Source organism: Mycobacterium sp. SMC-8 (assembly GCF_025263565.1).
Lineage (GTDB): Bacteria > Actinomycetota > Actinomycetes > Mycobacteriales > Mycobacteriaceae > Mycobacterium.
Genome location: NZ_CP079865.1, coordinates 5358931 through 5383115, shown reverse-complemented (window position 1 = coordinate 5383115; position 24185 = coordinate 5358931). Strand labels below are relative to the sequence as shown.

Annotated in this window: 23 protein-coding genes; 21 read left to right on the top strand and 2 right to left on the bottom strand. The window is 70.6% G+C overall.

Annotated features, from left to right (window positions below; all coding sequences use genetic code 11):
* The first annotated feature begins 100 nt into the window (after positions 1 to 100).
* From KXD97_RS25925 to KXD97_RS25830, 20 genes are all read left to right on the top strand, one after another.
* The gene (locus KXD97_RS25925) at positions 101 to 505 is read left to right on the top strand and encodes a DUF3040 domain-containing protein (RefSeq protein ID WP_260753507.1); all 405 of its coding nucleotides are present in this window, start codon (positions 101 to 103) and stop codon (positions 503 to 505) included.
* A gap of 299 nt (positions 506 to 804) precedes the next feature.
* Positions 805 to 1239, top strand: a complete 435-nt coding sequence (locus tag KXD97_RS25920; RefSeq protein ID WP_260753506.1) for a division/cell wall cluster transcriptional repressor MraZ — start codon at positions 805 to 807, stop codon at positions 1237 to 1239.
* On the top strand, positions 1214 to 2368 hold the full coding sequence (rsmH, locus tag KXD97_RS25915) for a 16S rRNA (cytosine(1402)-N(4))-methyltransferase RsmH (RefSeq protein WP_260753505.1): 1155 nt from the start codon (positions 1214 to 1216) through the stop codon (positions 2366 to 2368). The genes KXD97_RS25920 and rsmH overlap by 26 nt, the downstream gene beginning before the upstream one ends.
* Entirely contained in the window at positions 2365 to 3405 is a 1041-nt protein-coding gene (locus KXD97_RS25910) for a hypothetical protein (RefSeq protein ID WP_260753504.1), read from the top strand. The genes rsmH and KXD97_RS25910 overlap by 4 nt, the downstream gene beginning before the upstream one ends.
* Positions 3402 to 5354, top strand: a complete 1953-nt coding sequence (locus KXD97_RS25905; RefSeq protein WP_260753503.1) for a penicillin-binding protein 2 — start codon at positions 3402 to 3404, stop codon at positions 5352 to 5354. The genes KXD97_RS25910 and KXD97_RS25905 overlap by 4 nt, the downstream gene beginning before the upstream one ends.
* Before the next feature lie 63 nt (positions 5355 to 5417).
* Positions 5418 to 6977: a UDP-N-acetylmuramoyl-L-alanyl-D-glutamate--2,6-diaminopimelate ligase gene (locus KXD97_RS25900; RefSeq protein ID WP_260753502.1), complete on the top strand. Its 1560-nt coding sequence runs from the start codon at positions 5418 to 5420 to the stop codon at positions 6975 to 6977.
* Positions 6974 to 8476: a UDP-N-acetylmuramoyl-tripeptide--D-alanyl-D-alanine ligase gene (gene murF, locus KXD97_RS25895; RefSeq protein ID WP_260753496.1), complete on the top strand. Its 1503-nt coding sequence runs from the start codon at positions 6974 to 6976 to the stop codon at positions 8474 to 8476. The genes KXD97_RS25900 and murF overlap by 4 nt, the downstream gene beginning before the upstream one ends.
* On the top strand, positions 8473 to 9552 hold the full coding sequence (gene mraY, locus KXD97_RS25890) for a phospho-N-acetylmuramoyl-pentapeptide-transferase (RefSeq protein ID WP_260753494.1): 1080 nt from the start codon (positions 8473 to 8475) through the stop codon (positions 9550 to 9552). The genes murF and mraY overlap by 4 nt, the downstream gene beginning before the upstream one ends.
* Position 9553: 1 nt before the next feature.
* Positions 9554 to 11005, top strand: a complete 1452-nt coding sequence (gene murD / locus KXD97_RS25885) for a UDP-N-acetylmuramoyl-L-alanine--D-glutamate ligase (RefSeq protein WP_260753493.1) — start codon at positions 9554 to 9556, stop codon at positions 11003 to 11005.
* A 9-nt stretch (positions 11006 to 11014) separates the two neighbouring features.
* On the top strand, positions 11015 to 12523 hold the full coding sequence (ftsW, locus tag KXD97_RS25880) for a putative lipid II flippase FtsW (protein WP_260753492.1): 1509 nt from the start codon (positions 11015 to 11017) through the stop codon (positions 12521 to 12523).
* Positions 12520 to 13683: an undecaprenyldiphospho-muramoylpentapeptide beta-N-acetylglucosaminyltransferase gene (gene murG / locus KXD97_RS25875; RefSeq protein WP_260753482.1), complete on the top strand. Its 1164-nt coding sequence runs from the start codon at positions 12520 to 12522 to the stop codon at positions 13681 to 13683. Before ftsW ends, murG begins: the two co-directional genes overlap by 4 nt.
* Complete coding sequence (gene murC / locus KXD97_RS25870) at positions 13683 to 15113, top strand: UDP-N-acetylmuramate--L-alanine ligase (protein WP_260753475.1); 1431 nt, start codon at positions 13683 to 13685, stop codon at positions 15111 to 15113. Before murG ends, murC begins: the two co-directional genes overlap by 1 nt.
* On the top strand, positions 15110 to 16003 hold the full coding sequence (locus KXD97_RS25865; protein ID WP_260753468.1) for a cell division protein FtsQ/DivIB: 894 nt from the start codon (positions 15110 to 15112) through the stop codon (positions 16001 to 16003). The genes murC and KXD97_RS25865 overlap by 4 nt, the downstream gene beginning before the upstream one ends.
* A gap of 190 nt (positions 16004 to 16193) precedes the next feature.
* Positions 16194 to 17363 carry a cell division protein FtsZ gene (ftsZ, locus tag KXD97_RS25860; protein WP_260753466.1) on the top strand — a complete coding sequence of 390 codons (1170 nt, stop codon included), beginning with the start codon at positions 16194 to 16196 and terminating at the stop codon, positions 17361 to 17363.
* A 14-nt stretch (positions 17364 to 17377) separates the two neighbouring features.
* Entirely contained in the window at positions 17378 to 18088 is a 711-nt protein-coding gene (gene pgeF / locus KXD97_RS25855) for a peptidoglycan editing factor PgeF (RefSeq protein ID WP_260753465.1), read from the top strand.
* Positions 18085 to 18906 carry a YggS family pyridoxal phosphate-dependent enzyme gene (locus KXD97_RS25850; protein ID WP_260753462.1) on the top strand — a complete coding sequence of 274 codons (822 nt, stop codon included), beginning with the start codon at positions 18085 to 18087 and terminating at the stop codon, positions 18904 to 18906. Before pgeF ends, KXD97_RS25850 begins: the two co-directional genes overlap by 4 nt.
* Positions 18903 to 19547 (top strand): cell division protein SepF, encoded by a 645-nt coding sequence (locus KXD97_RS25845; RefSeq protein ID WP_260753461.1) that lies wholly within the window; start codon positions 18903 to 18905, stop codon positions 19545 to 19547. The genes KXD97_RS25850 and KXD97_RS25845 overlap by 4 nt, the downstream gene beginning before the upstream one ends.
* Positions 19548 to 19668: 121 nt before the next feature.
* Positions 19669 to 19959 (top strand): YggT family protein, encoded by a 291-nt coding sequence (locus tag KXD97_RS25840; RefSeq protein ID WP_067958009.1) that lies wholly within the window; start codon positions 19669 to 19671, stop codon positions 19957 to 19959.
* A 191-nt stretch (positions 19960 to 20150) separates the two neighbouring features.
* Complete coding sequence (locus KXD97_RS25835) at positions 20151 to 20963, top strand: DivIVA domain-containing protein (protein WP_260753459.1); 813 nt, start codon at positions 20151 to 20153, stop codon at positions 20961 to 20963.
* 30 nt (positions 20964 to 20993) lie between these two features.
* Positions 20994 to 21365, top strand: a complete 372-nt coding sequence (locus KXD97_RS25830; protein ID WP_260753458.1) for a phage holin family protein — start codon at positions 20994 to 20996, stop codon at positions 21363 to 21365.
* Between the two features lie 9 nt (positions 21366 to 21374).
* On the opposite strand, the gene KXD97_RS25825 is transcribed toward KXD97_RS25830, so the two are convergent.
* A complete protein-coding gene (locus KXD97_RS25825) occupies positions 21375 to 22019 on the bottom strand; it encodes a phosphoribosyltransferase (protein ID WP_260753456.1) in 645 nt (214 codons plus the stop codon).
* Between the two features lie 100 nt (positions 22020 to 22119).
* On the opposite strand from KXD97_RS25825, the gene KXD97_RS25820 reads away from it, so the two are divergent.
* Entirely contained in the window at positions 22120 to 23469 is a 1350-nt protein-coding gene (locus KXD97_RS25820) for a TIGR01777 family oxidoreductase (RefSeq protein WP_260753455.1), read from the top strand.
* On the opposite strand, the gene KXD97_RS25815 is transcribed toward KXD97_RS25820, so the two are convergent.
* Positions 23451 to 24182, bottom strand: a complete 732-nt coding sequence (locus KXD97_RS25815; protein WP_260753454.1) for a type 1 glutamine amidotransferase — start codon at positions 24180 to 24182, stop codon at positions 23451 to 23453. The two genes, KXD97_RS25820 and KXD97_RS25815, sit on opposite strands and share 19 nt — an antisense overlap.
* Between the last annotated feature and the right edge of the window lie 3 nt (positions 24183 to 24185).

Sequence of the window (24185 nt, the reverse complement as noted above, 5' to 3'; positions counted from 1 at the left end):
CTCAGATTTAGCTCGTATCATCACTGTTAAGTGCCCCGTATATGCGGGCGCACGTGATTTTGATCGACTGCGACGCCCCCACGGCAAGAGGGAGGGACGAATGCCACTCTCCGATCATGAGCAGCGCATGCTCGACCAGATCGAGAGCGCGCTCTATGCCGAGGACCCGAAGTTCGCGTCCAGCGTTCGCGGCGGCACACTGCGCGCGCCCTCGACCAGGCGCCGTTTGCAGGGCGCCGCGCTCTTCGTCGTCGGTCTCGCGATGCTGGTGTCCGGCGTCGCGTTCAAGGCCACGATGATCGGCAGCTTCCCGATTCTGTCGGTGATCGGCTTCATCGTGATGTTCGGTGGGGTCGTCTTCGCGATCACCGGGCCGCGGGTCGGCAAGGGTGACCGGCTGCCCCACGACAGCGGGCCGGCGGCGCGTCAGAAGCGCGTCAAGGGTGGCGGCGGCTCGTTCACCAGCCGTATGGAAGACCGCTTCCGTCGGCGCTTCGACGAGTAACCCGAACTTCAGATGAGGGGCAGCCCATAGGGCTGCCCCTTCTTTGTTTGCCCCACTTCGCCCCACCGCGCCGTCGGCCGACGGTCCCCGCGGCGAGCTGGGCTTTTGTGCCGGCGGTCGGGCGGTGTCGAGGTCGGCGTGGTGCCCGTGTCCTGCCGGATGATCGCGAAGTGGGTGATCGGGCGACACTCGCGGCACTTATTGGAGCAAAGTGGGGGATTGTGGGGTAAAGTGGCGGACAACGGAGCGACCGGGGTTCCGTTGAGGCAAGGCTTGAGCAAGGTCTGCGAGGTGACGAGATGTTCTTCGGCACCTACACGCCAAAGCTCGATGACAAGGGGCGACTGACGTTGCCCGCCAAATTCCGCGACGCGCTGGCAGGAGGGTTGATGGTCACCAAGAGCCAAGATCACAGCCTGGCTGTTCACCCGAGGGCCGAGTTCGAGGAGATGATCGCCGACATCTCGAGCCGGGCCAAGCGCGGCAACCCCCAGGCTCGCGCATACCTGCGCAACCTGGCCGCGAGTACCGATGAGCAGTATCCGGATTCACAAGGCCGTATCACGCTGTCCGCTGAACATCGCCGCTACGCGAACCTGACCAAGGAGTGTGTGGTGACGGGTTCGATCGGGTTCCTGGAGATCTGGGACGCCCAGGCGTGGCAGGAATACCAGGAGCTTCACGAAGAGAACTTCTCCGCGGCCAGCGATGACGCACTCGGCGACATTCTCTGATCTGGCCACCGGCCCGCAGGCCCGTGCAGTGCGGCCTCTGCCCGAACCGGCCCTGACGTACTTCCCCGACGTCAGGTCCGCGCTCTCGGACAGGGACCTCACTGCAGGGGCCGCCCCGATCCCGCAAAGCGCAGCAATGGTGGATGACCAGCCTCATGTCCCGGTCCTTCTCGACCGCTGTGTCGAGTTGCTCGCCCCCGCCCTGACCCGGACGTCCCCCGAGGGCGCAGGCGCGACGCTCGTCGACGCCACCCTCGGCGCCGGCGGCCATTCCGAACGTTTCCTCACCCAGTTTCCCGAGTTGAAGGTCATCGGCCTCGATCGCGATGCCGATGCGCTGCAGATCGCCGCCGCCCGGCTGCAGCCGTTCGGCGAGCGTGTCACGCTGGTGCGCACCCGTTACGACGGAATCAGGCAGGCCGTCGAGCAGGTCGCCGATCAGATCCCCGGCGCCGCAACGGGGGTCGACGCGGTGCTGTTCGACCTCGGCGTCTCCTCGATGCAGCTCGACCGGGTCGAGCGAGGGTTCTCCTACTCGGCCGACGCGCCGCTTGACATGCGGATGGACGCCGGTTCGGATCTGACCGCGGCGCAGGTGCTCAACACCTACGACGAACGGGCGCTTGCGCGGGTGCTGCGAGAGTACGGCGAAGAGAAGTTCGCCGGCCGGATCGCCTCGCACATCGTGCGGCGACGCGCCGTCGCACCCTTCACTACCACCGGCGAGCTCGTCGAGCTGCTCTACCAGGCGATCCCGGCGCCGGCCCGGCGCACCGGTGGACACCCCGCCAAACGCACCTTCCAGGCGCTGCGCATCGAGGTCAACGCCGAGTTGGACTCGCTGCGGCTGGCTATCCCCGCCGCGCTGGAGGTGCTGCGTCCGCTCGGCCGGATCGCGGTGATGGCCTACCAGTCGCTGGAGGACCGGATCGTCAAGACCGAGTTCGCCGCCGCCACCGCGTCGCGCACACCGCCCGGCCTGCCCGTCGAACTTCCCGGGCACGGCCCGAGATTCGTCGCGCTGACGCGGGGCGCCGAACGTGCCGACGACGAGGAGATCAGCCGTAATCCGCGAAGCGCCCCGGTCAGGTTGCGCGCATTGGAGAAAGTCGGGGGACAGCAGAGATGAAGGCGAAGAAGCCGACGCGCAAGACCGAGCAATCCGCATCCCGGTCGGCGCGGTCCGCCCGGTCTTCCCGGGAGACGGTGAAATCCGCAGACACGCGCAGGGGTGCGCGCGAAAGCAGGCGGGTGCCGGTCGAGGCGCAGCCCCGTGGGCGCAAGCCGACGCGGGATCCGCGGCCGCAGCGTTCGGCGCCGCGCACCACCCCGATCGCCCGCCCCAAGGACCTGCCTGCGCGGCCGAAGAGCGCCAGCCAGGCCAAAGCCCGCGCCAAGGCGCGAAAGGCCAAGGCGCCCAAGGTCGTCAAGCCGCCGCTGCGCCAGCGTATCTTGGTCCGGCTGGCAGGGGTCGACCTCAACCCGCGGCGGCTGGTCGCGCGGGTGCCGTTCGTCGTGCTGATCATCGGCGCCCTCGGGGTCGGGCTGGGCGTGACGCTGTGGCTGTCCACCGATGCCGCCGAACGCTCCTACCAACTCGGCAACGCCCGGCAGGTCAACCAGGCTCTGATGCAACAGAAGGAAGCGCTCGAACGTGACGTGCTTGCGGCCCAGGCCGCACCCGCGCTGGCCGAGGCCGCCCGCAACCTCGGGATGATCCCGTCCCGTGACACCGCGCACCTGGTGCAGGACCCGGCCGGGAACTGGGTCGTGGTGGGCACTCCCAAACCGGCAGAAGGGGTTCCGCCGCCGCCGTTGAACGCGCCGCTGCCCGAGCCGGCCCCGCCCGCGCCGCCCGCGCCGCGCGTGGTGGAACCCCTCGAGGTGCCGGTCCGGTTGCCCTCGACGGCCCCGTCGCCCGCGCTGCCGGGCGCCCAACCTGTGCTTCCCGGCACCGCTCCCGCACTACCGCTCACGGCGCCGGGAGGCGACCCGAACGCCGAAGTGCCGCATGCTGTCTCAGGTCAGTTCCCGACGCCGGGACCCGTCACCCCGGTCGACGCCGTCCCGTCACACCTGCCGCCACCGGCCGGGGCGGCTCCGGGGACGGTTCCGGGTCCGGAGCTACCGGCGCCCCCGGTCGCCGTGCCCGGAGCGCCGGCGTGAGTCGCGACAAGCGCCGCGCCCGCGCGGCGACGCCCGCCAAGACGCCGGGAAAGACGCTCGCCACGGCGCCGAATCAGGAACGCTCGGCCCGGTCCCGGCGCACCCGCCAGGCCACGCCCCAGAGCGGTTTGCGCAGTGCGTCTTTCGTGTTCCGGCACCGCACCGGAAACGCCGTGATCTTCCTGCTGCTGGTCGTCGCGGCCGCGCAGCTGTTCACACTGCAGGTGCCACGCGCCGAAGGGCTGCGCGCCGAGGCGGCGGGCCAGCTCAAGGTCACCGATATCGACCCGGCGGTGCGCGGCTCCATCGTCGACCGCAACGGCGACAAGCTCGCCTTCACGATCGAAGCCAGGGCGCTGACCTTCCAGCCGGTCCGAGTGCGCAAGCAGCTGGAGGAGGCGTTCGCCAAGAACGAGGAGCTGAAGTCCTCGGACGCGCCCGACCCGCAGGCCCGGCTGAAGGACATCGCCGAGGCGGTGTCCTCCCGGCTCGGCGGCAAGCCCGACACCGCAACCGTGTTGAAGAAGCTCCGCAGCAACGAGACGTTCGTGTACCTCGCCCGTGCGGTCGACCCGGCGATTACCGACGCGATCACCACCGAGTTCCCCGAGGTCGGCTCCGAACGCCAGGACATGCGCCAGTACCCCGGCGGGGTGCTGGCGGCCAACATCATCGGGGGCATCGACTGGGACGGGCACGGTCTGCTGGGTCTGGAGGACTCGCTGGACTCGGTGCTCGCAGGCACCGACGGTTCGGTGACCTACGACCGCGGTTCCGACGGCGTCGTCATCCCCGGCAGCTACCGCAACCGCCACGACGCGGTCAACGGGTCCACGGTCACCCTCACCATCGACGACGACATCCAGTTCCACGTGCAGCAACAGGTGCAGCTCGCCAAGGACGCCTCCGGCGCCAAGAATGCGTCGGCCGTCGTGCTCGACGCGAAAACCGGTGAGGTGCTGGCGATGTCGAACGACAACACCTTCAACCCGGCACAGGATCTGAGCCGTCAGCAGGAACGGCAGCTGGGTAACCTGCCGGTGTCCTCGCCGTTCGAACCGGGTTCGGTGAACAAGATGATCACCGCGGCGGCGGTGATCGAGAACGGTCTCACCAACCCCGACGAGGTCCTGCAGGTGCCGGGCTCGATCAACATGGGCGGGGTGACGGTCCGCGACGCGTGGGAGCACGGCGTCATGCCCTACACCACCACCGGCGTGTTCGGTAAGTCCTCCAACGTCGGCACGCTGATGCTGGCCCAGCGCCTCGGGCCGGAGCGCTTCGCCGAGATGCTGGAGATGTTCGGGCTCGGGCAGCGCACCGGGGTCGGTCTGCCCGGCGAGAGCGCCGGTCTGGTGCCGCCCATCGACCAGTGGTCCGGCAGCACGTTCTCGAATCTGCCCATCGGACAGGGGTTGTCGATGACTCTGCTGCAGATGACGGGCATCTATCAGACCATCGCCAACGACGGTGTCCGCGTACCGCCGCGCATCATCAAGAACACCGTCGCACCGGACGGCACCCGCACCGAGGAACCGCGCCCCGACGGTATCCGGGTGGTCTCGGCCCAGACCGCGCGCACGGTGCGCGACATGTTCCGGTCGGTGGTGCAGCGCGACCCCCGCGGCGTCCAGCAGGGCACCGGCCCGCAGGCCGCCGTCGAGGGCTACCAGATCGCCGGAAAGACCGGCACCGCCCAGCAGATCAACCCCGCGTGCGGCTGCTACTACGACGACGTCTACTGGATCACTTTCGCCGGCATGGCGCCCGCCGACGATCCGCGCTACGTCATCGGCGTCATGCTGGACGCCCCCCACCGCGCCGCGGACGGATCGCCCGGCTCGTCGGCGGCTCCGCTGTTCCACAACATCGCGTCCTGGCTGCTGCAGCGGGAGAACGTGCCGCTGTCCCCGGACCCCGGTGCGCCGCTCACGCTGCAGGCGGGCTGACACCGGTCGGACCACCAACGCATTGCGGATGCCGCCCGGCGAGATCGGTACTGTGTCATGGCCATGAATCTGCGCCCCAGTCATCCCGCCGGTCTCGCCTTCGGCGTGCTGGCCGATTCGGTCGCCGGACTACAGGTGCGGCTTCCCGCCGGAGCGTCTGCGGTACCCGAGACCCCGGTCACCGGTGTGACGTTGCGGGGACAGGACGCGCGGCGCGGTGATCTGTTCGCCGCGCTGCCCGGCGCCCGCGCGCACGGCGGCCGCTACGCCGCCGACGCCGTGAATCGGGGCGCGGTCGCCGTGCTCACCGACGCCGCAGGTCTCGACGAGATCGCCGTCGGCGGTGGCTCAGGTGGCGCGCTCGACGTCCCGGTTCTAGTGCATCCGCAGCCCCGGACCGTTCTCGGCGAACTCGCGTCGGCCGTGTACGGCCGTCCCTCGGAGAAACTGCGGGTCATCGGCGTCACCGGGACCTCGGGCAAGACCACCACCACGTATCTGGTCGAGGCGGGTCTGCGTGCGGCGGGCCGCGTCGCCGGTCTGATCGGCACCGTCGGGGTGCGCATCGACGGGCACCACCAGCCCGGCAGCCTGACCACGCCGGAGGCCCCGGACCTGCAGGCGCTGCTGGCCACCATGCTCGAACGCGGGGTGGACACGGTGGTGATGGAGGTATCCAGTCACGCGCTGAGCCTCGGCCGGGTCGACGGTGTGTCCTTCGCCGTCGGCGGGTTCACCAACCTGTCCCGCGACCACCTGGACTTCCATCCGACGATGGAGGACTACTTCGAGGCCAAGGCGCGGCTGTTCGACCCGGCGTCGCCGACGCACGCCGCGCAGTCGGTGATCTGCATCGACGACGAGTGGGGCGCGGCGATGGCCGCGCGCGCGCACCGCCCGGTCACCGTCAGCACCACCGGCGCCGCGGACTGGAGCGTCGAGCAGCTCCGGGCGGCCGCGGGCGGGGTGCAGGATTTCGTCGCCGTCGACCCCGCGGGGGTGCACCACGGTCTGGAGATCGGGCTGCCGGGCCGTTACAACGTTGCCAACTGCCTGCTGGCCGTGGCGCTCCTCGACGCCGTCGGCGTGTCACCCGATCAGGCCTCCCCGGGGCTGCGCGACGCGACCGTGCCCGGCCGGCTGGAGTCGGTGCACCGTGGCCAGCAGTTCCTGGCGCTCGTGGACTACGCCCACAAGCCGGGGGCGCTGCAGGCGGTACTGCGTACGCTGCGTGACCAGAGCGAGGGTCGGCTCGCGGTGGTGTTCGGCGCCGGCGGCAACCGTGACGCGGGCAAACGCGAGCCGATGGGACGGGTGGCCGCCGAGATCGCCGACCTGGTGGTCGTCACCGACGACAACCCCCGGGACGAGGACCCCGCTGCGATCCGGGCGGCGATCATGTCCGGCGCGTCGGGTCTGCGCGCCGAGGTGGTCGAGATCGGCGACCGGCGGGCCGCGATCGACCACGCGGTGGCGTGGGCCCGGCCCGGCGACGTCGTGCTGATCGCCGGTAAGGGGCATGAGGCCGGGCAGACCAGCGGCGGGCACACGCGGCCGTTCGACGACCGTGACGAGCTTGCGGCGGCGCTGCAGGCGTTGGGCACGCAGGAGGTGCAGCGGTGATAGAGCTCTCTGTGGCCCGGATCGCCGAGATCGTGGGCGGCCGCCTGGCCGACGTCTCCGCCGAGGACGCCGCGGCGACCACCGTCACCGGCACCGTCGAGTTCGATTCCCGCGCCGTGACACCGGGCGGCCTGTTCCTGGCACTGCCGGGAGCCCGCACCGACGGTCACGACTTCGCCGCCGACGCGATCGCCGCCGGTGCCGTCGCGGTGCTGGCGGCACGCCCCGTCGGCGTGCCCGCGATCGTGGTCGACCCGGTGCGCCCGGATCCCGCGGCCGGCGGCACCGCCGGCGTGCTCGAGCACGACGTCGACGGCTCCGGGGCCGCGGTGCTGGCCGCGCTGGCCCGGCTGGCCGCCGCCGTCGCGGCCGAGCTGGTCGCAGGCGGGCTGAAGATCATCGGCATCACCGGCTCGTCGGGGAAGACCTCGACCAAAGACCTGATCGCCGCGGTGCTGTCTGGACTGGGTGAGGTGGTCGCCCCGCCCGGCTCGTTCAACAACGAACTCGGACACCCGTGGACGGTGCTGCGAGCCGGCCGCTCGACCGATTTCCTGGTGCTGGAGATGTCGGCGCGCCACCCGGGCAACATCGCCGCGCTGGCCCGCATCGCGCGGCCGTCGATCGCCGCGGTGCTCAACGTCGGCACCGCCCATCTGGGCGAGTTCGGTTCGCGTGAGATCATCGCGGCGACGAAATCCGAACTACCGCAATCTGTTCCGAAGTCCGGTGTGGTGATCCTGAACGCCGACGATCCTCTCGTGGCCGCGATGGTGGACAAGACCGCCGCGCGCGTGGTGCGGGTGGGCCGCGGCGCCGACGCGCTCGATCTGCGCGCCGACGGTGTCACCCTCGACCCGCTGGCCCGTCCCAGCTTCACCCTGCACGCCGGTGGCAAACAGGTGCCCGTCACCCTCGCGGTGCACGGCGACCACCAGGTGTCCAACGCGCTGTGCGCGGCCGCGGTCGCGCTCGAGTGCGGCGCGACGCTCGACCAGGTGGCCGAGGCGCTCGCCGCGGCCGGGCCCGTGTCCCGGCACCGGATGCAGGTGAGCACCCGCGCCGACGGCGTCACGATCATCAACGACGCCTACAACGCCAACCCGGAATCGATGAGCGCCGGGCTCAAAGCTCTGGCATGGATGAGCCGGGGCGACGAAGGCCGCAGCTGGGCGGTGCTCGGCGAGATGGCCGAGCTCGGTGACGACTCGATTACCGAGCATGACCGCATCGGCCGGCTGGCGGTGCGCTTAGATGTCTCTCGACTCATCGTCGTCGGATCCGGGAGGCCTATGAGCGCCATGCTGCACGGGGCGGTCATGGAGGGATCGTGGGGCTCCGAGGCGACCCCGGTGCCCGACACCGACGCCGCGCTGGAGCTGCTGCGGGCCGAGCTGCGGCCCGGCGACGTGGTGCTGGTGAAGGCGTCCAACTCCGCCGGCCTGGGTGGGCTGGCCGACGCGCTGGCCGCCGACATCGCCCGCGATGGTGATCGATGAGACAGATACTCATCTCCGTCGCGATCGCGCTGGCGGTGTCGATCCTGCTGACCCCGGTGCTGATCCGGCTGTTCACCCGGCAGGGATTCGGCCACGAGATCCGCGAGGACGGCCCGCCCAGCCACCACAAGAAGCGCGGCACCCCGTCGATGGGCGGCGTCGCGATCCTGGCCGGCATGTGGGCGAGCTACCTGGGCACCCACCTGGTCGGAGTGGTCATGGACGGCAAGGGCCCGTCGGCGTCGGGCCTGCTGGTCCTCGGGCTGGCCACCGCGCTGGGTGTCGTCGGCTTCCTCGACGATCTGATCAAACTGCGGCGCGCCCGCAACCTGGGGCTGAACAAGACCGCCAAGACCGTGGGCATCCTCGTCGCCGCCGTGCTGTTCGGCGTGCTCGCGCTGCAGTTCCGCAATGCCGACGGGCTGACCCCGGGCAGCGCCGAACTGTCCTACGTCCGCGAGATCGCCACCGTGACGCTCGCGCCCGCGGTGTTCGTGCTGTTCTGCGTCGTCGTGGTCAGCGCCTGGTCCAACGCGGTCAACTTCACCGACGGCCTCGACGGTCTGGCCGCCGGCGCGATGGCGATGGTGTGCGCGGCCTACGTGCTCATCACGTTCTGGCAGTTCCGCAACGCGTGCGCCACCAGCCCCGGCGTCGGGTGCTACAACGTGCGCGATCCGCTGGACCTCGCGATCATCGCGGCCGCCACCGCCGGCGCCTGCATCGGATTTCTGTGGTGGAACGCAGCGCCGGCGAAGATCTTCATGGGGGACACCGGCTCGCTGGCGCTCGGCGGCATCATCGCGGGCCTGTCGGTGACCAGCCGCACCGAGATGCTGGCCGTGGTGCTGGGTGCGCTGTTCGTCGCCGAGGTGACCTCGGTGGTCGTGCAGATCCTCGCGTTCCGCACGACGGGGCGCCGGGTGTTCCGGATGGCGCCGTTCCACCACCACTTCGAGTTGGTGGGCTGGGCCGAGACCACCGTGATCATCCGGTTCTGGCTGCTCACCGCCATCGCCTGCGGGCTGGGCGTGGCGCTGTTCTACAGCGAGTGGCTGACCACCGTCGGAGCCTGACATGAAGCCGATCTCACCCGGAGCGGCCGTACTGGTCGTCGGAGCCGGGATCACCGGACGTGCGGTGCTGGCCGCACTGACGCCTCTCGGGGCCCGCGCGACACTCACCGACGACAGCCCGAACGCGCTGACCGCGTCCGCGCAGCGTGGCGTCGAGGTGCTCGACCCGGCCAATGCGGTCGACCGGATCGCTGACTTCGACCTCGTTGTCGTCAGCCCCGGCATTCCGCCGACCGCGCCGATTCCCGTCGCCGCGGCCGCCGGGGGCGTGCCGGTGTGGGGAGACGTCGAGCTGGCCTGGCGGCTGGACCGGTCCGGCCGGTTCGGGCCGCCGAGACAGTGGCTGGTGGTGACCGGCACCAACGGCAAGACCACGACGACCTCGATGCTGCACGAAATGCTCGAGGCCGCGGGCCGGCGGGCGGTGCTGTGCGGCAACATCGGCGACCCGGTGCTCTCGCAACTGGACCGGCCTGCCGATGTGCTGGCCATCGAGCTGTCCAGTTTCCAGCTGCACTGGGCCCCGTCCCTGCGGCCCGAGGCCGGCGTGGTGCTCAACGTCGCCGAGGATCACCTGGACTGGCACGGCTCGATGGCCGCCTATACGGCCGACAAGGCTCGTGCGCTCACCGGCCGGGTGGCCGTGGCAGGCCTCGACGACGCGGTCGCCGCGGGCCTGCTGGCCGACGCGCCGGCGCCGGTGAAGGCCGGGTTCCGGCTGGGGGAGCCCGGTCCGGGGGAGCTCGGGGTCCGTGACGGCATGCTGGTCGACAACGCCTTCGGCGACGCCGTGGCGCTCGCCGATGTCGGCACGATTCCGGTCGCCGCCCCGGTCGGAGTGCTCGACGCGCTCGGCGCGGCTGCTCTGGCCAGGGCGGTCGATGTCCCGGCCGCCGCGATCGCCGCGGCACTGGCGTCGTTCCGGGTGGGTAGGCACCGCGCCGAGGTCGTCGGCGTCGCCGACGGCATCACGTACGTCGATGACTCCAAGGCCACCAATCCGCACGCCGCACAGGCCTCGATCACCGCGTTCCCGCGGGTGGTGTGGGTGGCCGGCGGCCTGCTCAAGGGTGCGTCCGTCGACGAACTGGTGGCCGCGACCGTCGATCGGCTGGCCGGTGTCGTGCTGATCGGGCAGGACCGCGCCGTCGTCGGCGACGCGTTATCGCGACACGCACCGGATGTCCCCGTGGTCGAGGTTGTGACGGGGGAGGATTCTGTGATGCTTGAGAAAGATGAGGCGGGTGTTACTCGTGTGACTCGAGTGGCCCCGGGCGCGGATCAATCGCCGGCCGACGCGCTGATGGCGGCCGTGGTCGACGCCGCGCGGAGCCTGGCCAGGCCCGGCGACACGGTGCTGCTCGCGCCGGCGGGAGCATCGTTCGACCAGTTCACCGGCTACGGCCACCGCGGCGACGCGTTCGCCGCCGCGGTCCGCTCAGCGACCCGGTAACGGGCGCACGTGACCAGCATCCTCGACCGGCTGCGCCACCGTCGCGCGCACCCGGCCGCCGACCCGCAGGCGGTCACCGGAGGCACGTCGGCAGCCGAGGCCGCCCTGCCGATCCCACGCACCCGCGTCGGGGCCTGGCTGGGACGGCCGATGACGTCATTCCACCTCATCGTCGCGGTCACCGCGCTGCTCATCACCATGGGTCTGACGATGGTGCTGTCGGCGTCAGGGGTGTACTCCTACGATTTCGAGGGCTCGCCCTGGGCGGTGTTCGGCAAACAGCTGCTGTGGACGGCGATCGGGCTGCTCGCGTTCTACGTCGCGCTCCGGATGCCGGTCGCGGTGATGCGGCGGTTCGCCTTCGCGGGCTTCGCAGTCTCCGTCGTGCTGTTGGTCCTCGTGCTGATCCCTGGTATCGGCAAGGTGGCCAACGGTTCTCGCGGCTGGTTCGTGGTGGCCGGGTTCTCCATGCAGCCGTCGGAGCTGGCCAAGATCGCGTTGGCGATCTGGGGTGCGCACCTGCTGGCCGCACGGCGCATGGAGCATGCGTCGCTGCGCGAGATGCTTGTCCCACTGGTCCCGGCGGCGGTGATCGCGCTGGCGCTGATCGTCGCGCAGCCCGACCTCGGGCAGACGCTGTCGATGGGTGTGATCCTGCTCGGCCTGCTCTGGTACGCGGGCCTGCCGCTGCGGGTGTTTCTGAGCTCGCTGGGCGCGGTGCTGGTCTCCGGTGCGGTGCTCGCGATGTCGGCGGGCTACCGGTCGGCGCGCGTGCAGTCGTGGCTGGACCCCTCCGCCGACGCGCAGGGATCCGGCTATCAGGCGCGCCAGGCCCGGTTCGCCTTGGCCAACGGCGGCGTGTTCGGTGACGGTCTGGGCCAGGGCACCGCGAAGTGGAACTACCTGCCGAACGCCCACAACGACTTCATCTTCGCGATCATCGGCGAGGAGCTCGGTTTCGTGGGCGCCGTCGGCCTGCTGCTGCTGTTCGGGTTGTTCGCCTATACCGGCATGCGGATCGCGCGTCGCTCCGCCGACCCGTTCCTGCGGCTGCTCACCGCCACGGCCACGCTGTGGATCCTGTCGCAGGTGTTCATCAACGTCGGATACGTGGTGGGTCTGCTGCCGGTGACCGGCCTGCAGCTGCCGCTCATCTCGGCCGGCGGCACGTCGACTGCCACCACGCTGCTGATGATCGGGATCATGGCCAACGCCGCCCGGCACGAACCCGAGGCGGTCGCGGCGCTGCGCGCGGGCCGCGACGACAGGGTCAACCGGCTGCTGCGGCTGCCGCTGCCGGCGCCGTATGTGCCGACGCGCACCGAGGCCCTGCGCGACCGGCTGCGCAGGCGGCCCCGGGCCGAAGCGCCGAAGGCCCCCGAGCGGCCGCAGCGCCGGTCGCGGCGTGCCGACGGCGGGCACCCGGTGCGGTCGGGCCGGCCGTCCGGCGGCTACGGTGAGAGCCGGCGAAATCAGGGCCGGCGGGCCCGCACACTGGAAGGTCAGCGTTACGGGTGACGAGGATCTCGGTCCCGGCGGGGCAGGGGCGCAGCGACCGGGGGATTTCGGTCATTCTCGCCGGCGGCGGCACGGCGGGTCACATCGAGCCCGCGCTGGCGGTCGCCGACGCTCTGACCGCACTGGATCCGCGCGTGCGGATCACCGCACTCGGCACGCAGCGGGGCCTGGAGACCCGGCTGGTGCCGCAGCGCGGATATCACCTGGAGCTGATCACCCCGGTGCCGTTGCCGCGTAAGCCGTCGGTGGATCTGCTCCGGTTGCCGTTGCGGATACGGCGCGCGGTGCGCCAGACCCGGGCGGTGCTCGACGAGGTCGGCGCCGACGTCGTGATCGGGTTCGGCGGGTACGTCGCGGTCCCCGCCTATCTGGCCGCGCGCACCCTGATACCGGGCCGGCGTGTCCCTGTTGTCGTGCACGAGTCCAACGCCAGCGCAGGCTGGGCCAACAAGCTGGGCTCCCGGTCGGCGCAGCGGGTGCTCGCGGCCGTAGCCGATCCCGGCCTGCCACGCGTCGAGGTGGTTGGGGTGCCGGTGCGGGAGGCCATCACCTCGCTGGACAGGATGGCGCTGCGGGCGCAGGCGCGGGCCCATTTCGGATTCGCCGACGACGCCCGGGTGCTGCTGGTTTTCGGCGGTTCCCAGGGTGCGCAGTCGCTCAACCGGGCCGTCTCGGGCGCTGCGGAAATCCTTGCCGAACAAGGCATCTCGGTTCTACATGCGCACGGGCCGAAGAACACGATCGATCTGCCGGCGCCGAAGCCGGGGGGCCCGCCCTATGTCGCGGTGCCGTACCTGGACCGGATGGATCTCGCCTATGCCGCGGCCGATCTCGCGGTGTGCCGGTCGGGCGCGATGACCGTCGCCGAGGTCACCGCCGTCGGACTGCCCGCGATCTATGTGCCGCTGCCGATCGGCAATGGCGAGCAGCGGCTGAACGCGTTGCCGGTGGTCGAGGCCGGCGGCGGCATGGTCGTCGACGACCGTTCGCTGACACCGGAGTTCGTCGCCGGGACGGTGCCCGGCCTGCTCAACGATCCGGACACACTGGCCGCGATGACGGCGGCCGCCGCGCTGGCCGGCCACCGGGACGCGGCCCGGCGGGTCGCCGAGATCGCGTTGGAGGTGGCGCGCGGCGCCCGGCAGAGGCAGACCCGGTGATGAGCAGGCATGGTCACCCGGGCGGACTGCCCGCCGAACTGCAGCGGGTGCACATGGTGGGCATCGGCGGGGCCGGCATGTCGGGTATCGCGCGCATCCTGCTCGACCGCGGCGGGATGGTGTCGGGATCGGACGCCAAGGACTCCCGCGGGGTGATCGCGCTGCGCGCGCGTGGCGCCCAGATCCGCATCGGGCACGACCCGTCCGCGCTGGACATCCTGCCCGGTGGACCCACCGCGGTGGTCACCACGCACGCCGCGATCCCGAAGACCAATCCCGAACTCGTCGAGGCCCACCGGCGCGGCATCCCGGTCATCCTGCGTCCCGCCGTGCTCGCCAGGTTGATGGCCGGGCACACCACCCTGATGGTGACCGGGACCCACGGCAAGACCACCACCACCTCGATGCTCATCGTGGCGTTGCAGCACTGCGGTTTCGATCCGTCCTTCGCCGTCGGTGGTGACCTCGGCGAGGCCGGCACCAATGCCCACCACGGCAGCGGACCGACGTTCGTGGCCGAAGCCGACGAGAGCGACGGATCGCTGCTGGAGTACAGCCCGGACATCGTGGTGGTCACCAACATCGAAGCCGACCATCTCGACTTCTTCGGCAGTGCGCAGGCCTATACCGCGGTGTTCGACCAGTTCGTCGAACGCATCAATGCCGGTGGGACGCTGGTGATCTGCGCCGACGACCCGGGAGCCCGGGCGCTGGGGGACCGGGCGTCGGGGACGGGCGTGCAGGTATTGCGCTACGGCAGCACTCCCGGCCTGGACGCGACGCTGGTGAACTGGGCCCAGCAGGGCACCGGCGCGGTCGCCGAGATCCGGCTGGCCGACGAGAGCCGGCCGCGTTCGATGCGGTTGTCAGTGCCCGGCAGGCACATGGCGCTCAACGCGCTCGGGGCGCTGCTGGCCGCACGGCAGGCCGGTGCCGACGTGGACGCCGTACTCGACGGGCTGGCCGGCTTCGAGGGTGTGCGCCGCCGTCTCGAGTTGGTCGGCACGGCGAACGGCGTCCGTGTCTTCGACGACTACGCCCACCACCCGACCGAGGTCCGGGCCACGCTGACCGCCCTGCGCGCCGTCGTCGAACAGGCGGGCCGGGGCCGAGCCATCGTGGTGTTCCAGCCCCACCTGTACTCGCGCACCGAGACTTTCGCCGCGGAGTTCGGCGCGGCGCTGAGCGCCGCCGACCACGTCGTCGTACTCGACGTGTACGCCGCCAGGGAGCAACCGCTGGCCGGGGTCAGCGGAGCCACCGTGGCCGACGCGGTCTCCGCGCCGGTCACCTACATTCCGGACTTCTCGGCGGTCGCCGCGCGGGTGGCCGCCGCGGTCAGGCCCGGCGACGTCGTCGTGACGATGGGCGCCGGGGACGTCACACTGCTGGGACGCGAGATCCTGGCCGAGGTGGACGCCAGGGCATGACCGAGCCGACCGAGGACGCCGCCGCGACGCCGCAGAACGACCCTCCCACCGAATCCCTGGACGACGCAGAGGATTTCGAGGGTCCACGGCGGCGGGCCCGGCGCGAACGCGAGGAACGCCGGGCCGCCCAGGCCAGGGCGACCGCGATCGAGCAGGCCCGCAGGGAGGCCAAGCGGCGCGCCCTGGGCCCCCCGACGCCGGAGACCAGGACACTCGGCCGCGCCACGGTACGGGGGCTGAAGGTGTTGATGTGGACTGCGCTGATCGCGGTGCTCGTGGTCGGCCTGGGCCTGCTGCTGTACTTCACGCCGATCATGTCGGTGCGCACCATCGTGGTGGTCGGGGTCGGCGCGGTCACCCAGGACGAGGTCGTCGCCGCCGCGGCGGTGGCGCCCGGCACGCCGCTGCTACAGGTCGACACCGACGCTGTGGCCGAGCGGGTGGCCGGCATCCGGCGGGTCGCGTCGGCACGGGTGCAGCGGCAGTATCCGTCCACGTTGCGGGTCACCCTCGTCGAGCGGGTGCCGGTGGTGCTCAAGGATTATCCGGACGGGGTGCACCTGTTCGACAAGGACGGCGTCGACTTCGCCGTGGCCCCGCCGCCGCCGGGCATCCCGTATCTGGACACCGAAAACCCCGGTCCGAACGATCCGGCCACCCGGGCCGCGCTCGAGGTGATGACCTCGCTGCGCCCCGACGTGGCGAGTCAGATCGGGCGCGTCTCGGCACCGTCGGTCGCGGCGATCACGCTGACCCTGGTCGACGGGCGCACCGTGGTGTGGGGGACCACCGACCGCACCGACGAGAAGGCGCTCAAGCTGGCGGCGCTGCTGACCCAGCCCGGCCAGGTCTACGACGTGTCCAGCCCGGACCTGCCCACCGTCAAATAGTGACGACCGCCGCAATCATGGATTTTTGTCGTGTCGTTTCGGCGCGCCTGACCGGTGAGCGCGGTGACCACCCCTAACGTTCTGGTTGCGCGGAACAACTTGACATAACTCTAAGCCTCTGGTTGAGGTTGAGGGTTTGCTCCAGCGGTTATCCGTTTCCAGACAGGCAACCAGGCAGGAAGGGCACTCCATGACCCCCCCGCATAACTACCTCGCTGTGATCAAGGTGGTCGGCATCGGCGGCGGTGGCGTCAACGCCGTCAACCGGATGATCGAACAGGGTCTCAAGGGCGTCGAGTTCATCGCGATCAACACCGACGCGCAGGCGCTGTTGATGAGCGATGCCGACGTCAAACTCGACGTCGGCCGCGATTCGACCCGCGGTCTCGGCGCGGGTGCGGACCCGGAGGTCGGCCGCAAGGCCGCCGAGGACGCCAAGGACGACATCGAGGAACTGCTGCGCGGCGCCGACATGGTGTTCGTCACCGCCGGTGAGGGCGGCGGCACCGGCACCGGCGGCGCTCCCGTCGTGGCGTCGATCGCGCGCAAGCTCGGTGCGTTGACCGTCGGCGTGGTGACCCGGCCGTTCTCGTTCGAGGGCAAGCGGCGCAGCAACCAGGCCGAGAACGGCATCCAGGCCCTGCGCGAGAGCTGCGACACGCTGATCGTCATCCCGAACGACCGGCTGCTGCAGATGGGCGACGCCGCGGTGTCGCTGATGGACGCGTTCCGCAGCGCCGACGAGGTGCTGCTCAACGGCGTGCAGGGCATCACCGACCTGATCACCACCCCGGGTCTGATCAACGTGGACTTCGCCGACGTCAAGGGCGTGATGAGCTCCGCGGGCACCGCGCTGATGGGCATCGGTTCGGCGCGTGGTGACGGCCGTGCGCTCAAGGCCGCCGAGATCGCGATCAACTCGCCGCTGCTGGAGGCCTCGATGGAGGGCGCTCAGGGCGTGCTGCTGTCGGTCGCGGGCGGCAGCGACCTCGGCCTGTTCGAGATCAATGAGGCCGCCTCGCTGGTTCAAGACGCCGCGCACCCCGACGCCAACATCATCTTCGGCACCGTCATCGACGACTCGCTCGGCGACGAGGTCCGGGTCACGGTCATCGCGGCCGGCTTCGACGCGGCGGGTCCGGGCCGTGTGCCGGTCACCGGCGAGGCGGTCCCGGCGGCCGCGCCGGCCCAGCCGATCGCCCCGGGCAAGGCGGGACGGGTGAACTCGTCGATCTTCGAGCCGTCCGACCCGGCGAGCGTGCCGGCCGGGCACACCAACGGTGCGACGGTGCGGATCGGCGGCGGCGATGACGGCATCTCGGACGACGACGTCGACGTGCCGCCGTTCATGCGCCACTGACCGGCCCGCAGTCCGTGGTCTTCACGGTCAGGCGCGTGACCACCACCCGGGCGGGTGGTGTGTCCAAACCGCCGTTCGCGTCCTTCAACCTCGGCGATCATGTCGGTGACGACCCGGAGGCGGTTGCCGCCAACCGGCGCCGGCTCGCCGCGACGCTCGGGTTGGAGGGCGGCATCGTCTGGATGAACCAGGTGCACAGCGCCAACGTCGCGGTCGTCGACCGCGGCGAGGAGACGCTTGACGCCACCGACGGTCTGGTGACCACCACCCCGGGACTGGCGCTGGCCGTGGTGACCGCCGACTGTGTGCCGGTGCTGATGGCCGACGCACGCTCCGGCGTCGTCGCGGCGGTGCATGCCGGCCGGGTCGGCGCCGCCGCGGGCATCGTCGCGCGGACGCTGAAGGTGATGACCGACGCCGGAGCGCACGTCGAGGACGTGTCGGTGCTGCTCGGACCCGCGGTCAGTGGCCGTAACTACGAGGTGCCCGAAGCGATGGCCGCCGAGGTCGAGCGGGCGTTGCCGGGCAGCCGAACGAACACGTCCCGCGGCACGCCCGGGCTCGATCTGCGCGCGGGCCTCGTGACTCAGCTGCACTCGCTCGGGGTGCGGTCGGTCGATGTCGATCCGCGCTGCACGGTCGACGATCCGAATCTGTTCAGTCACCGCCGCGATGCCCCGACGGGGCGCATGGCATCGGTGATCTGGCTGGAGCCGACGTCGTGACACGCGAAGCCGAGCTGGGCCGGGCACTGGACGGGTTGCGGGAGCGCGTCGCGCGCGCCGCCGAGGCCGCCGGTCGCGACGCCGACGACATCGAACTGCTCCCGGTCACGAAGTTCTTCCCTGCTGCCGACGTCGCGGCGCTGTACCGGCTGGGTTGCCCGGCGTTCGGTGAATCCCGCGACCAGGAAGCGGCCGCGAAGGTCTCCGAGGTCGACACGCTGGTCGGCGGCGCGCCGGTCCAGTGGCACATGATCGGACGGATCCAGCGAAACAAGGCGCGCTCGGTCGCGCGGTGGGCGTATGCGGCGCACTCGGTCGACAGCGCCAAGGTGATCGCGGCCCTGGACCGGGCAGCCGCAGAAGCGCTTGACGAGGGCGGTCGGACCGCGCCGTTGCGGGTCTATCTGCAGATCAGCCTCGACGGGGACGAATCCAGGGGCGGAGTCGACGTCGCAGCCTCGGACCGCATCGACGAGCTCTGCGCCGCCATCGACGGGGCGGGCGGGTTGGAGTTCGTCGGGCTGATGGCCATCCCGCCGCTGAACGCCGACGCCGGCGAGGCGTTCGCGCGGTTGGAACGGGAACGCGACCGGATTCAGGCCGGTTATCGGCAGCGCCTCGGGCTCTCGGCCGGAATGTCCGGTGACCTGGAGGCGGCAATCCGACACGGATCCACTTGTGTGCGTGTCGGTACCGCGCTACTGGGATCGCGCCCGCTAACGTCACCGGCAGTAGTCACACGAGTCACACAGTCATCACAGACACCAAACTTGCCGCACTTTCCTGAGTCTTCTCCGCACGAAGGGTCCTCACAATGAGCACACTGCACAAAGTCAAGGCCTACTTCGGTATGGCGCCGATGGACGACTATGAGGACGACTATTACGAGGACGACGACCGCGCCCCCGTGCGCGGTTACCGCCGTCCCCGCGAGGATCGCTTCGAGGACGAGGGCTACGCCCGCGGATATGACAGCCCGGCCGACGACCGCCGCCGCGAATACGATGAGCCGGCCGCCTACCGCGGCGGTTTCGACGACGCCCGGTTCGACGCCCGGATGCGCGGTCCGCGCGAATTCGACCGCACCCCACCGCGTTTCGGCGGCATGCGGGGTTCGACCCGCGGTGCGCTGGCGATGGACCCGCGCGGAATGGCCGAGCTGTTCGAAGCCGGCAGCCCGCTGGCCAAGATCACCACGCTTCGGCCGAAGGACTACAGCGAGGCACGCACCATCGGTGAGCGCTTCCGCGACGGCACCCCGGTGATCATGGACCTGGTCTCGATGGACAACGCCGACGCCAAGCGGCTGGTGGACTTCGCGGCGGGCCTGGCCTTCGCGCTGCGCGGCTCGTTCGACAAGGTCGCCACCAAGGTGTTCCTGCTCTCGCCCGCCGACGTCGACGTCACCGCCGAACAGCGGCGGCGCATCGCCGAGGCCGGCTTCTACGCCTACCAGTAGCCCTACCCGTCAACCCGGGTAGGCTGGCGGCGTCGCGCGGGCGTTGTCGGCTCGAGGCGACTCAGGCTGCGTCGCAGTCTGTAGTCAAGGTCACACATCTGCCTGAGTGAGGTCGGCTTCGTTGGCGCTCTTCTTCGAAATCCTGGGTTTCGCGCTGTTCGTGTTCTGGCTCCTGCTGATTGCCCGGGTCGTGGTCGAGTTCATCCGCTCCTTCAGCCGTGATTGGCATCCGCGTGGGGCGACGGTGGTCATTCTGGAGATCATCATGACGCTCACCGATCCGCCCGTGAAGCTGCTGCGACGGCTGATACCGCAGCTCACGATCGGTGCGGTGCGGTTCGATCTGTCGATCATGGTGCTGCTGCTCGTTGCGTTCATCGGCATGCAGCTCGCCTTCGGGGCGGCGGCCTGAACTCAGGTTTGCAGCCGGCGGACCGGCCGCGCCGGGTCTTCGGCGTGCCCGCAGGGGGTGGAATATCGGTTTAATTATCGACCTCGCCTGCAACCGCCGGGTCTGGTGTGACAGGATGGACGCCAGTTACGTTGCAGCAAGGCTTTACACTTCGAGATCAATTGACGGTCCAGACTTCAAGGGGGCAGACAATGCCGCTCACTCCTGCCGACGTGCACAACGTGGCGTTCAGCAAGCCACCCATTGGCAAGCGCGGCTACAACGAGGATGAGGTTGATGCGTTCCTCGACCTCGTCGAAAACGAGCTGTCCCGCCTCATCGAAGAGAACAGCGACTGTCGTCAGCGGGTCGCCGAGCTGGAGCAGGAGCTCGCTTCGGCGCGCGCCGGCGAAGGAGCTGCCCAGCCGACGCAGACGCTGCCAGTCTACGAGGCCGAGCCCGAAACCGCACCGGCTCCCGAGACCACCTACGAGGCGGCGCCCGCACAGGCCGCCGCGCCGGTTCCCGAGGATCAGCATCTGCGCGCCGCCAAGGTTCTCAGCCTGGCTCAGGACACCGCGGACCGCCTGACCAACAGCGCCAAGGCCGAGTCGGAGAAGATGCTCTCCGATGCCCGCGCTCAGGCCGATGCGATGGTCACCGAGGCGCGGCAGACCGCCGAGACCACGGTGACCGAGGCGCGCCAGCGCGCCGACGCGATGCTCGCCGACGCGCAGAGCCGGTCCGAGGCTCAGCTGCGCCAGGCCCAGGAGAAGGCCGACGCCCTGCAGGCCGACGCCGAGCGCAAGCACTCCGAGATCATGGGCACGATCAACCAGCAGCGCACGGTGCTCGAAGGCCGACTGGAACAGCTGCGCACCTTCGAGCGCGAATACCGCACCCGCCTCAAGACCTACCTGGAGTCCCAGCTCGAGGAACTCGGCCAGCGCGGCTCGGCCGCTCCGGTCGACTCCGGTGCCGGCAACGACGGTGGCTTCAACCAGTTCAACCGGGGCGCCAACTAGTCACGTGCCCCTCTCACTCAGGTATGGCTCATGTTGATCGTCGCGCTCGTGCTCGCCGTCGTCGGTCTGGCGGCGTTGGTGATGGCGGTCGTCACCAGCAACGAGCTCATCGCCTGGGTCTGCATCGCGGCGAGCGCCGTCGGCGTCATCCTGTTGATCGTCGACGCGCTGCGCGATCGCTCTAACCGCAAGTCCGATGAAACCGCCCCTGCGGCAATGGATTCCGATGAACCGGAGACCGAGTACGTCGAGGACTATCCCGACGAGGCGCCGCTGGCGCAGGACTACGACGAGGCGCCGACCGACGACACGCTCGCGGTCGACGTGGAGCGCGAACCGGTGGATCACGAACCTGTCGAGCCGGCTGCGGTGGACTCCGACGACGAGTCCCCGAGGCAGTGAGCGGCGACTTCACGCGGTCAGCAGTTCCCGAACCTCGTCATCGCTGACCTGATGAAAGTCCGCGTAAACCTGTCCGACGGCGTGGAAATCGGCGGGCATCGTCGAGCACACCACCTCGTCGGCCTCCTCGCGTAACCGGCGGCACACCGACGCCGGCCCGACCGGGACCCCGACGATCACTTCTTTGGCCCCGGCCCGCCGCACGGCTCGCACGGCCGCGATCATGCTGGCGCCGGTGGCGATGCCGTCGTCGACGAGGATCACCGCGCTGCCCGACAGCACCAGGGGTCCACGATCACCGCGATAGACCTCTTCGCGCCGGTGCAGTTCGGCGGTCTCACGCTCGATGGCCGCCTTGAGCGCGCTCTCTGCCACGCCCAGGTCGCGGACGAGATTCTCGTTCAGCACGATCCCGTCGCCGCTGGTCAGCGCGCCCATCGCGAGCTCGGGCCACTGCGGCACGCTGAGTTTGCGGACCAGGCACACGTCCAGCGGCGCGGACAGGGCGTCGGCGACCTCGCGGCCGACCGGGACCCCGCCTCGGGCCAGGCCGAGTACGAGCACATCGGGCCGGCCCCGGTACCGGCACAGGTCGCGCGCCAGTAGCCGACCCGCTTCTCGGCGGTCTCGGAAAGTCCGTTTCCTGTCGGCCATGGCACCGTCCCGCCGCGGGAATACCCTCGTCCGGTACCGGGCAATCCGGACCGGCGCCGGCACCGAATGCCTACCGACAACCCCTACCCCCGGGAGCGCCATGGGCATCGAGTACGACTGCATCGTCGACCACCCCCGCGACGAGGTCTGGCAGTGGCACACCCGCCCGGGCGCGATGCGCCGGCTGGTGCCGCCGTGGCAGCCGATGACGGTGATCTCGGAGGCGTCGTCGCTCGCCGATGGGGTGGCGGTGCTCGGTCTGCCGGGCGGGCTGCGCTGGGTGGCGCGCCACGATCCGTCGGCGTTCGTGGCGGGTGCTCAGTTCGCCGATGAGCTCTCGTCACAGGGACCGGCGTCGTGGCCGCCCCGGGTGCTCGGCGGATGGCGGCACACCCACACCTTCAGCGACGCCGGCAGCGGAACCCGGGTGCGCGATCGCGTCGAGGCCCCGATACCCGCCGCGGCGTTGCGGTCGACGTTCGTATACCGGCAGCGCCAGCTCACCGACGACCTGGCCGCGCACCGCAGGGCGGCGATCGCCGGCGCCGCGCCGCTGGTGGTGGCGATCTCTGGAGCGTCGGGGCTGGTCGGCTCGGCGCTGTCGGCGTTCCTGAGCACCGGCGGTCACCGGGTGATCCGGTTGGTGCGGACGCCGGCGCGCGGCGGGGACGAGCGGCACTGGGATCCGCGGAACCCTGCGGCCGATCTGCTCACCGGCGTCGACGCGGTCGTGCACCTCGCCGGGGCGTCCATCGCGGGTCGATTCACCGATGCGCACCGCGCCGCGATCCGCGACAGCCGGATCGAGCCGACGAGGTTGCTCGCCGCGTCCGCGGCGTCGGCGCCCAACGGGCCCCGCACGTTCATCAGCGCCTCGGCGATCGGGATCTACGGTTTCGACCGGGGCGACACCCTGCTGACCGAGGACAGCAGCCGCGGCGACGGTTTCCTGGCCGACGTGGTCACCGACTGGGAGGCGGCGACGGCGCCCGCCTCCGACGCGGGGTTACGGGTGGCGACGGTGCGTACCGGCATCGTGCAGGCGGCCGCGGGAGGGACGCTGCGACTGCTCCGGCCGCTGTTCGCGGCCGGTCTGGGCGGGCGGCTGGGCAGCGGCAGGCAGTGGTTGTCCTGGATCGGTCTCGACGACCTCGTCGACGTGTACCACCGGGTGCTCTACGACGACGGGCTCAGCGGGCCGGTGAACGCCGTGGGCCCGGAGCCAGTCCGTAACGCCGACTACACCAGGGAGCTGGCCCGGGTGCTGCACCGGCCCGCGCTGCTTCCGGTCCCGGCGCTGGGACCGCGGGTCCTGCTCGGCGAGCAGGGCGCGCGTGAGCTGGCCGAGGCCAGCCAGCGGGTGGTGCCGTCGAAGCTGCTGGCTGCCGGGCACCGGTTCCGGCACCCCGACGTCGCGGACGCCCTGGCTCATCAACTCGGCAGGGGCTGACCCGCCACGTGGGTGAGGAAGCCGCGCACCAGCGTTTGGATCCGCGTCCGGGTGTCTTCGGCGAGATAGCTTGTGCGGTTGAGTAATTCGTCGTGATCCAAGCCGGCGGCGATCACGTCGCCGTCGCGGTCGGCGGCCAGCCAGGTCTTGATCAGGTCGGCATCGACCTCCGGATGGAACTGCAGCGCAAGGGTGCGTCCCCTCACGAACGCCTGCGACGAGTTGGGGGTCCGCGCGATCTCGGTCGCACCGGGAGGCAGGGTCCAGCGGTCGAAATGCCACTGGAACCAGGGTCCACCGGGCACCACGTCGGGCCGTTCGCTGAGCACGTCGTACCAGCCGATCTCCGGGCGCGGCGCGCGTGTCACCGATCCGCCGAACGCCTGAGCCAGCAGTTGGCCACCGAAGCACACGCCCAGCAGCGCGATCCCGGCCTCTGCCGCGTCACGGAGCAGTTGCATCTCGGTGCCTACCCAGGTGCGGCGCAGTGCCTCGTCGTAGACGGGCCAGGACGCACCCAGCGGAACGATCACGTCGTAGCCGGTCGGGTCCGGGAAGTTCACCTCGCCGGCGGGATCGTCGACACGGTCGGCGGGCACCACCTCGAACGTGTCGACGTCGAAGCCCTCCTCGGCGAACGCGCCTCCCAGCAGGGCCTCGGTAGCCATGTGCTCGTTGACCAGAAACAGAACTCTCGATGCCACGCCGGCCATTAT

What these genes read in the sequence shown, in the direction of transcription:
- KXD97_RS25925 (WP_260753507.1), top strand. Translation starts at nt 101, where the DNA reads ATGCCACTCTCCGATCATGAGCAGCGCATGCTCGACCAGATCGAGAGC.
- KXD97_RS25920 (WP_260753506.1), top strand. Translation starts at nt 805, where the DNA reads ATGTTCTTCGGCACCTACACGCCAAAGCTCGATGACAAGGGGCGACTG.
- rsmH (WP_260753505.1), top strand. Translation starts at nt 1,214, where the DNA reads ATGACGCACTCGGCGACATTCTCTGATCTGGCCACCGGCCCGCAGGCC.
- KXD97_RS25910 (WP_260753504.1), top strand. Translation starts at nt 2,365, where the DNA reads ATGAAGGCGAAGAAGCCGACGCGCAAGACCGAGCAATCCGCATCCCGG.
- KXD97_RS25900 (WP_260753502.1), top strand. Translation starts at nt 5,418, where the DNA reads ATGAATCTGCGCCCCAGTCATCCCGCCGGTCTCGCCTTCGGCGTGCTG.
- mraY (WP_260753494.1), top strand. Translation starts at nt 8,473, where the DNA reads ATGAGACAGATACTCATCTCCGTCGCGATCGCGCTGGCGGTGTCGATC.
- murD (WP_260753493.1), top strand. Translation starts at nt 9,554, where the DNA reads ATGAAGCCGATCTCACCCGGAGCGGCCGTACTGGTCGTCGGAGCCGGG.
- murC (WP_260753475.1), top strand. Translation starts at nt 13,683, where the DNA reads ATGAGCAGGCATGGTCACCCGGGCGGACTGCCCGCCGAACTGCAGCGG.
- KXD97_RS25865 (WP_260753468.1), top strand. Translation starts at nt 15,110, where the DNA reads ATGACCGAGCCGACCGAGGACGCCGCCGCGACGCCGCAGAACGACCCT.
- ftsZ (WP_260753466.1), top strand. Translation starts at nt 16,194, where the DNA reads ATGACCCCCCCGCATAACTACCTCGCTGTGATCAAGGTGGTCGGCATC.
- KXD97_RS25845 (WP_260753461.1), top strand. Translation starts at nt 18,903, where the DNA reads ATGAGCACACTGCACAAAGTCAAGGCCTACTTCGGTATGGCGCCGATG.
- KXD97_RS25835 (WP_260753459.1), top strand. Translation starts at nt 20,151, where the DNA reads ATGCCGCTCACTCCTGCCGACGTGCACAACGTGGCGTTCAGCAAGCCA.
- KXD97_RS25830 (WP_260753458.1), top strand. Translation starts at nt 20,994, where the DNA reads ATGTTGATCGTCGCGCTCGTGCTCGCCGTCGTCGGTCTGGCGGCGTTG.
- KXD97_RS25825 (WP_260753456.1), bottom strand. Translation starts at nt 22,019, where the DNA reads ATGGCCGACAGGAAACGGACTTTCCGAGACCGCCGAGAAGCGGGTCGG.
- KXD97_RS25820 (WP_260753455.1), top strand. Translation starts at nt 22,120, where the DNA reads ATGGGCATCGAGTACGACTGCATCGTCGACCACCCCCGCGACGAGGTC.
- KXD97_RS25815 (WP_260753454.1), bottom strand. Translation starts at nt 24,182, where the DNA reads ATGGCCGGCGTGGCATCGAGAGTTCTGTTTCTGGTCAACGAGCACATG.